At 62.2% G+C, this 12,283-nt stretch carries 13 protein-coding genes; 1 reads left to right on the forward strand and 12 read right to left on the reverse strand.

What is annotated here, in order from left to right:
• Positions 1-10 precede the first annotated feature (10 nt).
• The 12 genes from recQ to GJA_RS02150 form a co-directional block, all read right to left on the reverse strand.
• A complete protein-coding gene (recQ, locus tag GJA_RS02095; RefSeq protein WP_038488235.1) occupies positions 11-1,846 on the reverse strand; it encodes a DNA helicase RecQ in 1,836 nt (611 codons plus the stop codon).
• A 4-nt stretch (positions 1,847-1,850) separates the two neighbouring features.
• Complete coding sequence (locus GJA_RS02100; protein WP_038488238.1) at positions 1,851-2,699, reverse strand: undecaprenyl-diphosphate phosphatase; 849 nt, start codon at positions 2,697-2,699, stop codon at positions 1,851-1,853.
• A 253-nt stretch (positions 2,700-2,952) separates the two neighbouring features.
• Positions 2,953-4,098, reverse strand: coding sequence for an MFS transporter (locus tag GJA_RS02105; protein WP_038488241.1), 1,146 nt, complete (start codon positions 4,096-4,098; stop codon positions 2,953-2,955).
• 40 nt (positions 4,099-4,138) lie between these two features.
• Positions 4,139-4,909: a DeoR/GlpR family DNA-binding transcription regulator gene (locus tag GJA_RS02110; protein WP_038488243.1), complete on the reverse strand. Its 771-nt coding sequence runs from the start codon at positions 4,907-4,909 to the stop codon at positions 4,139-4,141.
• A 304-nt stretch (positions 4,910-5,213) separates the two neighbouring features.
• Positions 5,214-5,492 carry a YkgJ family cysteine cluster protein gene (locus GJA_RS26460; RefSeq protein ID WP_061301566.1) on the reverse strand — a complete coding sequence of 93 codons (279 nt, stop codon included), beginning with the start codon at positions 5,490-5,492 and terminating at the stop codon, positions 5,214-5,216.
• Positions 5,493-5,627: 135 nt separating this feature from the next.
• Complete coding sequence (locus GJA_RS02120) at positions 5,628-6,551, reverse strand: catalase family peroxidase (RefSeq protein ID WP_051780169.1); 924 nt, start codon at positions 6,549-6,551, stop codon at positions 5,628-5,630.
• 38 nt (positions 6,552-6,589) lie between these two features.
• Positions 6,590-6,808, reverse strand: a complete 219-nt coding sequence (locus GJA_RS02125; RefSeq protein WP_038488246.1) for a hypothetical protein — start codon at positions 6,806-6,808, stop codon at positions 6,590-6,592.
• Positions 6,805-7,389, reverse strand: coding sequence for a sigma-70 family RNA polymerase sigma factor (locus tag GJA_RS02130; RefSeq protein ID WP_051780171.1), 585 nt, complete (start codon positions 7,387-7,389; stop codon positions 6,805-6,807). The genes GJA_RS02125 and GJA_RS02130 overlap by 4 nt, the downstream gene beginning before the upstream one ends.
• 15 nt (positions 7,390-7,404) lie before the next feature.
• Positions 7,405-8,391, reverse strand: coding sequence for a catalase family peroxidase (locus tag GJA_RS02135; RefSeq protein ID WP_051780173.1), 987 nt, complete (start codon positions 8,389-8,391; stop codon positions 7,405-7,407).
• Positions 8,392-8,515: 124 nt separating this feature from the next.
• Entirely contained in the window at positions 8,516-8,917 is a 402-nt protein-coding gene (locus GJA_RS02140) for a RidA family protein (RefSeq protein WP_038488249.1), read from the reverse strand.
• Between the two features lie 91 nt (positions 8,918-9,008).
• Positions 9,009-9,902 (reverse strand): LysR family transcriptional regulator, encoded by an 894-nt coding sequence (locus GJA_RS02145; RefSeq protein ID WP_038488252.1) that lies wholly within the window; start codon positions 9,900-9,902, stop codon positions 9,009-9,011.
• Between the two features lie 289 nt (positions 9,903-10,191).
• A complete protein-coding gene (locus tag GJA_RS02150) occupies positions 10,192-11,124 on the reverse strand; it encodes an alpha/beta fold hydrolase (RefSeq protein ID WP_038488255.1) in 933 nt (310 codons plus the stop codon).
• A 759-nt stretch (positions 11,125-11,883) separates the two neighbouring features.
• Between GJA_RS02150 and GJA_RS02155 the strand changes: the two genes are divergently transcribed.
• Positions 11,884-12,207, forward strand: coding sequence for a hypothetical protein (locus GJA_RS02155; RefSeq protein ID WP_144241404.1), 324 nt, complete (start codon positions 11,884-11,886; stop codon positions 12,205-12,207).
• Positions 12,208-12,283 lie beyond the last annotated feature (76 nt).

Genomic DNA, 12,283 nt, shown 5'->3' on the forward strand with positions numbered 1-12,283 from the left:
GCGGCCTGGATCAGGTCAGCTCGATGATCATCGCGACGATTTCCTCGCCATACGACGCCAGTTTTTTCTCGCCGACGCCGGTCACGCCGCGCAAGTGTTCCAGCGAAGTGGGCTTGGCCTTGGCGATTTCGCGCAGCGTCGCATCGACAAAGATCACATACGCCGGCACGTTGTGGGCGCGCGCGGTTTCGACGCGCCACCAGCGCAGCTTGTCGAAGATCGCCTGTTCGCTGGCCGACAGGTCGGTTTCGACATAGCCCTTGGCGGCGGTCGAGGTGCGCTTGCTGGTCTTGACCGGTTTCTGGTACTGGCGCAGCTGCACTTTCTGGCCGCCCTTGAGCACCGGGCGCGCCGCATCGGTCAATTTCAGCGAACTGTATTGTTCATGGTCGACGCTGACCAGGCCCAGCGCGATGGCCTGGCGCAAGATGGCTTTCCATTCCAGTTCGCTGCGGTCGTTGCCGCAGCCGAATACCGACAGGGCATCGTGGTGCCAGGTCTTGATGCGTTCCGATTCGACGCCGCGCAGCACGTCGATCACGTGGCCGCCGGCGAAACGCTGGTCGACCCGGTAAATCGCCGACAGCAGTTTTTGCACCGGCACCGTGCCGTCGAACGACACCGGCGGCATCAGGCAAGTGTCGCAATTGCCGCACGGCGTGGCCGGTTCGCCGAAATATTCGAGCAGGCGCATGCGCCGGCAGCTGAGGGTTTCGCACAGGCCCAGCATCGCGTCGAGCTTGACGCCCAGCACGCGTTTAAAGGTTTCGTCGGCTTCCGATTCGTCGATCATGCGCCGCTGCAGCACCACGTCCTGCAAGCCGTAGGCCATCCATGCATTGGCGGCCAGTCCGTCGCGGCCGGCGCGGCCGGTTTCCTGGTAATAGCCCTCGATACTTTTCGGCAGGTCCAGGTGGGCCACGAAGCGCACGTCGGGCTTGTCGATGCCCATGCCGAAGGCGATGGTGGCGACCATGACGATGTTTTCTTCGCGCAGGAAGCGGGCCTGGTTGGCGCTGCGCTTCGCGTATTCCATGCCGGCGTGATAGGGCAGCGCGCGGATGCCGCTCTGGTTCAGGAATTCGGCGGTTTCCTCGACTTTTTTGCGCGACAGGCAATACACGATGCCGCAATCGCCTTCGTGTTCGGTCGTGATGAAGTCGAGCAGCTGCTTGCGGCCGTTGCCCTTTTCGACGATCTGGTAGCGGATGTTGGGGCGGTCGAACGACGACACGAACTGGCGCGCATCGGCCAGTTGCAGCCGCATCGCGATTTCGGCGCGGGTTTGCGGGTCGGCGGTGGCGGTCAGCGCGATGCGCGGCACGTCCGGGAATTGCTCGTGCAGCACCGACAGCTTGATGTATTCGGGGCGGAAGTCATGTCCCCATTGCGACACGCAATGCGCCTCGTCGATCGCGAACAGCGCGATCTTCGACGCCTGGAACAGGTCCAGGCAGCGCTGCGTCATCAGGCGTTCCGGCGCCACATACACGACGTCGATCTGGCCGGTGCGCACCAGCCGCTCGATGCGGCTCGATTCTTCGTAAGTCTGGGTCGAGTTCAGGAAGGCGGCGCGCACGCCCACCTCGGCCAGCGCGTCGACCTGGTCTTGCATCAGCGCGATCAGCGGTGACACCACCACGCCGACGCCGTCGCGCAGCAGCGCCGGGATCTGGTAGCACAGCGACTTGCCGCCGCCGGTCGGCATCAGCACCAGCGCGTCGCCGCCATGGCTGACATGGTCGACGATATCGGCTTGCTGGCCGCGAAAGGCCGGGTAGCCGAACACGGTTTGCAATACGTGCAGCGCGCGCTGGTTCAGGTCCTGCTCTGCTTGAAACGTCATACCATTATTCCGCCCACACTACCAATCCGGAATAGGCGCTGGCGATCACCACCAGGCCGAATACGATACGGTACCATGCAAAAAAAGTGAAGTCATGCGAGCTGATGTAACGCAGCAGCCAGCGCACGCACAGGAAGGCCGAGATGAACGCGGCCAGGGTGCCGATGCCGAAGAACGGCACGTCGGCCACCGACAGGATGGCGCGCGCCTTGTACAGCGAATAGACGGTGGCGCCGAGCAGCGTCGGGATCGCCAGGAAGAACGAGAATTCGGTGGCCGCCTTGCGCGACAGGCCCAGCATCATGCCGCCGATGATGGTCGAACCGGAGCGGCTGGTGCCGGGAATCAGCGCGAAGCATTGCGCGCAGCCGACCTTGAGCGCGTCGAGCAAGCTCATGTCGTCTACCGTCTCGATGCGCACCGCCTTCGGATTGCGCCGCGCATGGCGCTCGACCAGCAAAATGATGATGCCGCCGACGATGAAGGCGGTGGCCACGGTGATCGGGTTGAACAGGTGCTGCTTGATCGACTTGCTGAACAGCAGGCCCAGCACCACCGCCGGCAGGAAGGCCACGATCAGCTTCAGTGTGAACAGCCTGGAGCGGGCCTGGCCGGCAACCAGGCCGGACAGCACTTCGGCGATGCGCGCCCGGTATTCCCAGCACACCGCGAAGATCGCGCCGGCCTGGATCGCGATTTCAAACACATCCATGACGTCCTTGCTGACTTGCCGGTTCAGGTCGAGCAGGCTGCCGGCCAGAATCAGGTGGCCGGTCGACGAAATCGGCAAAAATTCGGTGAAGCCTTCAACCAAGCCCATGATGACGGCTTTTAGCGCGAGTATAAGATCCATATGTGTCTAGACGGTGCTGATATGTTTGATGGGAAATAAGGCAGCGGGCGCGCACGATCGCTGCGCGGGGTCGAAGCTTACCACGAGAGCGGCCCGCGATTCTGATTCCGGCGCAAGATGAGGCCGCTTTTTACCGGGGGCGAATGGCATGGCGGCAGGATGTCCTTGCTTGCCATGCCGCATCAATACCAGGCAAGCAAGGAAGTGGGCGCCCGCTTACCATGCGGGCGCCTATTTTTGAGGAAGAATGGCGTCAGGCGGTTTTTTTATCCGGGCCGATGCGCGAACTGGCGGCCACCAGCAGCAGTGCGCAGCCAAGCGCGGCGAACGAGAACTTCAGGTTGGTGGCGTGGGCGATAAAACCGATCAGCGCCGGGCCGGCCAGGATGCCGGCGTAACCGATGGTGGTGATGGCCGCCACCGCCATGCTGGCCGGCATCGTATGCTGGCTGCCGGCGGCGGTAAACAGGATAGGCACGATATTGGCGCAGCCCAGGCCGACCAGCACAAAGCCGAGCAAGGCCAGGTTGGCCGACGGCGCCAGCACGGTCAGGAAGAAGCCGGCGGCGGCGCACAGGCCGCCGACCAGCAGCACCCGCTTGCCGCCGAAGCGGCGCACGATGGCGTCGCCGGTGAAACGGCCGGTGGTCATCGCGATGGCGAACGCCGCGTAGCCGAGGCCGCCCTTGGCCGGATCCAACTCGCGGGTGCTGGTCAGGAATAGCGCGCTCCAGTCGAGCACCGCCCCTTCGGCCAGGAACACGATAAAGCACAGCAAGCCGATCAGGATCACCGAACCGTGCGGCATGACGAACAGCGGCGACTTGGCGCCGGCCGGTTCCGGCGTGTGCAGCAAATGGTTTTGCGCGGCGGACAGCACCAGCGCCATCAGCACGATGATCACGGCGCAAGACCAGGCCGGCGCCAGGCCCAGCCACAACAGCAGCGCCATCAGGCCGGCGCCGGCAAAACCGCCGACGCTGAACAGCGCGTGGAAGCCGGACATCATCGAGCGGCCGCTGGCCTTTTCGACGATCACGGCCTGGATATTGATGGCCACGTCGAAGGTGCCGGCCGAGGCGCCGAACAAAAACAGCACCAGGCCCAGTTCCCATGGGCTAGCCGCCAGCGCCAGCCCGGGCAGCAGCAGCGACAGGATCGCGCCGGAGGCCAGGATCACGCGGCGGCAGCCGAAGCGGGCCGACAGCGCGCCGGTGAACGGCATCGCGAACAGCGAGCCGCAGCCGAGGCACAGCAGCAGCAGGCCGAGCGCGCCTTCTTCCAGGCCCAGGCGTTCCTTGGCGTATGGCACCAGCGGTGCCCAGGTAGCCATGCCGAGGCCGGCGGCAAAAAAGACAAGACGGGTGGCGCGTTGCTGCAGGGGGCCGATACATTCCATGGACGGGGTCTTTGTGTGGTCGGGTTAAGGGGGGAGGGGCTTATTGGGCGTGCAGCACGCTGACGCCTTGCCGGGTGAAGGCGTCGGTGTGCGCGCTGTCGGCGTCGCTTTCCAGCACCAGGTGGCTCAATTGGCCGGCCGGCAAGATGAAGAACGGCGCCGCGGTGCCCAGTTTTTCGGTGGTGACGGCGGCCACCGTGACCTTGCTCATGGCGGCGATGGTGCGTTTGCATTCGGCGTCTTCATGGCCGAAGGCGGTCAGGCCGGCTGCGGCGTGCACCCCGCATGTGCCGAGGAAACACAGGTCGCTGCGGATGGATTCGATATCGCGCAAGGCCTTGGCGCCGAGGCAGGCGCCGGAAGCGGCGTCGAGTGTACCGCCGATCAAGATGACATCGATCGCGGGCCGGTCCAGCAAGGCGATCGCGATCGCCGGCGCGTTGGTGACCACCGTCAATTTAATATCAGGCAAGGCGTCGGCGACCGCCATATTGGTCGAGCCGGCGTCGATGAACACGATCTGGCCCGGCTGCACCAGCCGCACGGCGGCTTGCGCCAATTGCGACTTGCGGTCGCGGGCCTGGCCCTGGCGTTCGCTCAGCGGGCCGGACGACGGCGACACCGGCAGCGCGCCGCCATACACGCGCTGGCACAGGCCGGCCGAGGCCAGGTCGCGCAAGTCGCGCCGTATCGTATCTTCCGACACATGCAATTGTTGCGCCAAGTCCAGCGCCAGCACCCGGCCTTCGGCCAACAGGCGTTGCTGGATCAATACATGGCGTTCTTTCAGTAACAGGTTGGCGGCGCTCATTTTCGTCAATCGTGCATGAATACGCATAAATATACGGAAACGTGCAGAATCGGTCAATCTTTTAATGAGGGAGGTGCAACAAGGGCTGCAAAGCCAGCCGTGTGTATATCGCAGGGAAAGGCGATGAATCAGGCAGCGTGGCTGGAAACGATGACTTGGACGTAGGGTTTTGCCACGACGAGTTTTCCTTGGCCAGCAGAAGACGCTCACTACTGGGATAGGCTCTAAGCACGAAGACGCCTGCGCCAACCGGGCTTGCTCCGCTTCCATTGGTGCTTGCCGCCGTTCGGCCATGCCGCGAGGATTATGCCGGAGCAGTCGCGCGCTCCAGCTCGCTAATCCAGCGGATTGCCTGTTCCCGCGTCGAACCGCACATTTCCAGCGACGGCTGCAATCCGCCACAGCAAGCCGGGCGCCCGGCTTGTCCGAAGATCAGGCAGCGTTTGTCCGGGCCCAACTGGATGCAGGGGACGCCGGCCGGCTTGCCATTCGGCATGCCAGGAATGGGACTGGAAATCGATGGCGCCGTGCAGCAGGCGCCGCAGCCGGGACGGCACTCGATGGTGGAAGTTGCTGGATTCATTGCGCGGCTTGTCGGTGAGTGTTTTTCCGCCGATAAATAAGCGGAAAGGCGCACAGTATATACCGGCGGCGTGCCGGCAGCGGCGCACGCCGGTGGCGGAAAGCGGCGTGTTGAAGGCATGCTGGCCGAATCGGCTCAGGCCGGCGCCGTGCTGCGGCGCGCCAGCGACACCGCATACGCGGCCGCGCGCGCGAGCAGGATAGGGTCGTCCGATGGCGCGATGCCGCGCGGCAGTATCAGCGGCACGAATTCCAGCCCGTCGCACAGATCGCTGCCGGCCAGCGCCGTGACATGCAATTGACCGAGCGCCACCCGGCCGGCCCCTTGCCATGGCCGGCTCGGGTCGTCCAGCGGATCGCCGTCGGCCGGCAGTTGCGCGTACAGCGTGAACGATGCGCGGCCTTGCACCAGCCGCGCCGCCAGCTCATCTTCGAGGAAATCGTCGGGCAGGCTGCGCTCGTCGTCGACGCTCAGGTAATGGGTGCCGGCGGCCGGTTCGACGACGATGCGCGCGGTGGTCCGCGTGCCGTCGGCGGCGGTAAATACAAACGCGTTATTGGAAAAATAGGCGCTGGTCGCGTACGACGCCGGCGCCGCGTGGCTGGCCAGCAGCGACGCTTGCAGCAAGCCGTCGGGAAAGGCGGCATTGTGCGCCGCGAGCTTGGCGGGATCGGGTTTTTTCGTGAGCGGGTCGGCCACGCGGGCCGCCAGAAAGCTGACGAAGGACGCCGGCGTGGCGGCGAAGAACACCGGTTCCGACACCAGCACCAGGTCGTATTTTTCCGCCGCGCCTTGCAGGCGGATCGCCAGGCCGCGCACCGAGCGGCTCTTGTCGGATGCGGCCGGATTGCCGCCGCCGATCGAAAAGCGCAGGATCGCCTTCAAGGGGCCGGCGCCGAACAGCGGGCTGTCGACCAGCTTCGACAGGCCATCGGCCGGGATGAATTCGCCGCTGGCGCAAAAACCCTTGGCGTGCGACGCGCGTTTGCCGGGGTGTTGGCCGAATGTGTTGTTGAGGGCGTCGACCAGGTCGGCCGGGCCGGGTGGGGGTGGGTGCATATCAGCCTCCGTAAAATTAATTGTCGTGATGTGGTCGCTCAAGGCTGGCTACGGGCCAGCAACTCGTCCAATTGTGAAAATAGCTGGCTGAACTGCTGCGCCGCGACCTTGCAATAAGGGCAGCTTTGTATATGGCCGGCCAGCAGTGCCTGTTCGTGTCCGGTCAGCGCACGGTCGCGCGCATCGCACACCAGGTAGGTGGTGTCGCGGCAGGTCAGCGATGACGCCGGCGAGGACGCCGATGATGGTTTGCTCATTCGAATTCTCCCCAGCCGCGTACGGCGCAATCGCGCAGGCGCATCCGCGCGCGGTACAAAATGATGCGCAGGTTGCCTGGACTGAGCTTGCAGCCGGCTTCGATTTCATCCAGGTCCATGCCCAGGTATTCGCGCATCAGGAATAAGCGCGCGCTTTGTTCCGGCAAGCGCGCCATGCATAATTCGATGATCGCCAGCAGTTGGCTGCGTTCGGCGATTTTCTCGCCCGACAGATGGTCGACGAAGGTCGCCGGATGCCAGGCGTCGTCGCCGGTGAACCAACTGTCGATGATGGCGTCGCTATCGTCAGCCTGGGCCAGCGCGATGCTGGCGCCGCGGCAGCGGATCGCATCGACGATCTTGTGGCGCAAGATGCCGCACAACCAGCTGCGCACGCTGGATTTTTGCGCGTAGACGGACCAGTTGCGCAGCGCGGCGAACAAGGTTTCCTGCACCGCGTCTTCGGCGTCGGCGTCCGACGCCAGTTGCAAACGCGCCAGGCGCAGCAGGAAAGCGCGTTCACGCGTGATCTGGTCCCAGGTGTCGGGCGCGGACTGTGACGCTTGCTGGTGTGCGCTCATCTGCTGTTACTTCCCTTATTTCCGCAAACGGCGCGACAGCGACACCGCATAAGCGCCGCCGCGCGCCTGCAGGATCGGATCGTCGGAACCGGCTATGCCGGTCGGCAATTGCAAGGGCATGAACACCACCGGGTCGCAGGTGCCGTTGTCGGCCAGTGTCGAGACGGTTAATTTTCCGAGCGCGATACGCTGGCTGCCGCTCCATTGCCGGCTCGGATCGATCAATGAATCGCCGGCCGCCGGCAATTGCGCGAACAGCGTGAAGCCGGCCGGAGCCTTGGCCAGGCGGTTTTTCAGCTCGCCTTCCAGGAACAGGTCGGGCTGGCTTTTTTCTTCATCCGCGCTGAGGTAATGCACGCCGGCGTCCGGCTCCACCACGATGCGCGCATATTGCTTCTTGCCGGCGGCATTTGAAAACACGAAGGCGTTATTCGAGAAATACGGCGTGCTGGCATACGAAGCCGGTGCGGCGTGGGCGGCCAGCAAGGCCGGTTGCGTCCTGCCGTCCGGGTAGCGGGCATTATGCTCGGCGATTTTTTTCGGATCGGGCTGGCGGGTGGCCGGATCGGCGACGCGAGCGTCGAGGAAGCTGACGAACGATGCCGGCGTGGCGGCGAAAAACACCGGTTCCGAAATCAGCACCAGGTCGTAGGTCTCGTCGCCGCCGCTCAGGCGCAGGGCCAGGCCGCGCACGCTGCGGCTCTTGTCGGACGCGGCCGGGTTGCCGCCGCCGATAGAGAAACGCAGCAGCGCAGGCACCTTGGCTTGCTCGAACAGCGGGCCGTGCACCAGGCTGGCCGCCTGGCGGTCCGGGGTGAATGCGCCGGCCGCGCAAAAGCCCTTGGCGTGCGAGGCGCGCTGGCCGGCGTGCTGGCCGAAGACGTGATTGAGTGCGTCGACTTGTTCGACCGGACCGGGAGCGGCCGATTGGGCGTGGGCGCCCGCCAGCATGGCGGTGGTGGTGGCAACTGCGGCAAGGCCGCGTAACAGCGTGGCGTTCAAGATAACTCCTTCAGTTTTTGTTCAGTTAAGTCGGTTTGAACAAGCACTTGTTACAACTATTTTCGGGAGTATGCAAAAAACAGGAACTGACACTATAGCAGCGCTGTCGCCATGCCGGCGCCGCTTATTTGGCAACCTTGGCCACTGCTTCAATTTCAATCAGCAGGTCCGGACTGGCCAGCGATGTCACGCCGATGCCGGTCAGCGCCGGACGCGATACGCCCAGGTATTTGACCAGCACCGGCACCACCTTGTCGAGATGCTCGCTGATTTCGCCCCTGATATAGACCCGCAGTTGCAGAAGATGCTCGACCGAGGAACCAGCCGCTTCCAGTACCGTGATCAGGTTTTTCGCGGCGCTCTCGGTCTGCGCCGCGATGCCGGGATGGTTGGCGCGGTGCTCGCTATTCCAGTCGACCTGGCCGGACACAAAGACCAGCCCGCTGTCCGTGTCCAGCGTGGCCTGGGACATGCCGGAAGCAGCGCCGTCATAGAGGGCGGCAGGATTGATATGCTTGATCGTCATCAGAAACTCTCATTGGGGAAATGGAGAATCAGCATAGCGGCGTAGATGGCCCCCATCAATCAAGGCGGGCTTGTAAGGGATACCAGCGCTGTCAGGTTGACGGCGACAGCCGCCGCTTGACCCGGTCGAGCAGCCATCGGATGAAAGGATCGTTCTTGATACCGGGATGATAAGCGGCGACGACTTCATATCCCGGCGGATATTTTTCCAACGGAATCTCGAACAGTCCTTCGGCCGGCAGCAGGCGGGATGGCAGAAAGCCGACCATCGTCGATTGCTTCAAGTATTCCTGCGCCATGAAGAACGACGGCACCGACACCGCCACGTTGCGGCGCAGGTTCTGCTTGTCGAACCAGGTGTCGGCCGACCCTTTGGCACTGGCGATCCCCGGCGAGGTAATAATGAAATCGTGCTGCACCAATTTTTCCAGCGGTAAATAATCATCAAATACGATGGTGGTATCGGCGGATACGCAGCGGTATTTTTCAATAAACAGCGCTTCGGAAATCAGTCCGACCGGCACATAGCCATCCACCGTGAAGGTCAGGTCGATTTCTCCCTGCTGCATTTTGCGCGTCAGACTGCTGCTCTCGATATCGGCGACGATGATTTTCACCTTCGGCGCCGAAACTCTCAGGTCGCGGATCAGCGGGCCGACGATGACTTTTTGCGTGTAATCCGTGGCCGAGATGACCAGCGTTCTTGCGATCTGTTCCGGCGTGACGGAATCCGGCAGCGGGATATCGTGCAAGTGCACCAGCACCTGGTGTATATGGGGCGCGATCAGTTTGGCATACGGCGTGGCCACCATGCCGTGGCCGGTGCGGACAAACAGCTGGTCGCTCAAAATCGTGCGGATTTTCTTCAACTGCAGGCTGATTGCCTGCTGCGACACGCCCAGATGTTCTGCCGCCGCCGATATATTGGCGAATTTATACAGGGCGGCGAGGGTCCTGAGGTGCGTGATTTCCAGCTTTTCTATCATGAGCGATGTTCCTGCCTCGGTAGCCCGGCAGCACATTCAGCGAGCTGGGTAGTTCATAGCGATCTAGTTCTTTTCAATGCCTGGCACTTTATCGCGTTTGAGCCCTCCATGACAGGGAGCCGGCTTAGAGCCTATCCCAGTAGATGAATACGTCCCCTGCTGGCGCCCCTCAGCAGCGGGGACTGCGTTGATCGTCGTCGCGTGGCCCGCCACGCTTCCTCCTCACGCCTGGTCCGCGCTGCTGATGCGCTGCCAGCAGAAGACGCTCACTACTGGGATAGGCTCTTACTCAGTCCGAGTCAAGGAAGGATTGCACCGCCTTCACCGTTTCGACTGGAGCCTCTTCCATCAACCAGTGGCCGGCGCCGTGTATGATCACTTCAGTGACATTGCTGGCGGCGTTACGCATCTGGGCAGCCTGGTTGGGACCGAACGACTTCTCGGCGCCCACGGCCAGCACTGGCATGGCGAGCTTGGTCTTGACCAATTCTGCATTGTCCTCGTTATCTTTGCGGATCGACTGGAACTGGGCAAAAGCCGCCTTCATGGCTCCCGGGCGGGCATATAACTTCGCGTAGTGGGCGCGGGTGCCTTCATCAATCTTGCTGGCGTCGCCGGCAAAGTCATTCCAGAAGCGGTCCAGGTAGATGCGCTCCCGCCCCTGGACCAGGCGCAGCGCGTCCTTGCCGCCGAAATCGAAATGCCACAGCACCGGCAGGCGAACGATCTGTTCCCAAGGCGGAATGCCTGGTACCGGACCATCGAGCACCACCAGTTTCGTGGTCTTGCCGGGATAGCGGGCCGCATAGGCATAGGCGACCATCGTGCCGATGTCGTGACCCACGATGTCCGCCTTGTCGATACCCAGCTGGTCCAGGATGGCGCGGATGTCGCTTGCCTGGGTTTTTTTATCGTAGCCGCCTTCAGGCTTTGACGACAGGCCCATGCCGCGCAGATCCGGCACGATGACCCGGTGGTTTTTCGCCAGCGCCAGCGCCAGCGGCGTCCACATGTCGCCAGTATCGCCGAAGCCGTGGATCAGCACGACGGCAGGGCCACTGCCGCCGACACGCACATACAGCCTGGCGCCATCGGCGTCGACCAACTCGGTCTTGAAGCTTGCCGGATAAGGGATCGGCTGGGCCAGCGCTGGCACGCTGGCAGCCAGTACGGTGGTGGCGAGCAGGCTCGCGCAGACGACGTGTTTGAACGTGTTAAACATGATGATGCTCCATAGGATGAGGTAGGACTAATCGGGACGCGGCCATCGGCCAGGCATGGCAGTGCGATGCTTCAGGCAGCAGGCAGCACATGCGCTGTTTTGCGCAACTGGTTTTTATCTGGTTTCATGGGGACTCTGAGGTAAGGTGGACTCAACTTTCCGGCACTCTTCTGTTGCCCGGAGGGAACTCACTATACTTAGGTCACACAAATCGATAAATGTACGCCGTGGTAATTGACTTGATACATCATGTAAAATATCCGGTCATAAAGCGCCAGGTAGCTTCCATTACCGGTCGAGGGCCGGCATCCTCTGCCACTGGTGTAAAATCGGTGCCCGGCGATTGTTGGTGGCCCTCGTCGCCACGTTAACGGTCGCACGCCCCGCGCTTTCCGTTCAGTCCAGGCACTGGCCCGGCAGTCGTGTATCGTTTCTATCGCTCTCAGTCGTGCCATCGACCGCCATGCTTCTTGCATCCACGACGATGGGCCGTACGCGTTGGACGACACATAAGTTTGCACCGGACGTTATGTAAAAACAGGGACTTACGAATTTCGGCGACACATAAGTTTGCACTGGACGACAGATAAGCTTGCACTACGGTCTGAAAACGACACATAAGCTTGCACTCTACTCACAGGCCATCCGGCAGACTATCGCGAATTGCGTTGAGCACAGTGCGGCCCGTGATACCATGCGCTGTGAGATAGCTGCTTGTTGTGCGAGCGCATCGGCATAGTCCACTTACTTGGTAGGGCGATGATGGCAATTGAGCAAAAGATACGTTCGCTGTCCTGCGGCATGCCCGTTGGCATACAGTTTCAAGAGGTTGGCGAAATGACTGTGCTGCCGCTTTCGGCGGTTCCCTACGAGCTTGAGCGCACTATCGAAAATTGGATACTTGCCTTGCCTGCGGAGTTGCACGCCGATGCGCTTTATGTCGTGGATGGCGTGCCAGAGGCGCTAACACATGCTGGCTGGTGCGCTTTCGTATCATGGATGTTGCAAAGTCTCACTGAGGCGCAATCCGCAAGTAACTTCAGACACACAGTAACTCAATGTAGTCTCAAATCGTTCCGTTAAGCTTTTTTGACGGAGTCTTTAATGCTTCATTAAAGACAAGGTGCGCTCAGCCTTACTCTACACATTGAAGATGAAG

This window comes from Janthinobacterium agaricidamnosum NBRC 102515 = DSM 9628, from assembly GCF_000723165.1.
Lineage (GTDB): Bacteria > Pseudomonadota > Gammaproteobacteria > Burkholderiales > Burkholderiaceae_D > Janthinobacterium > Janthinobacterium agaricidamnosum.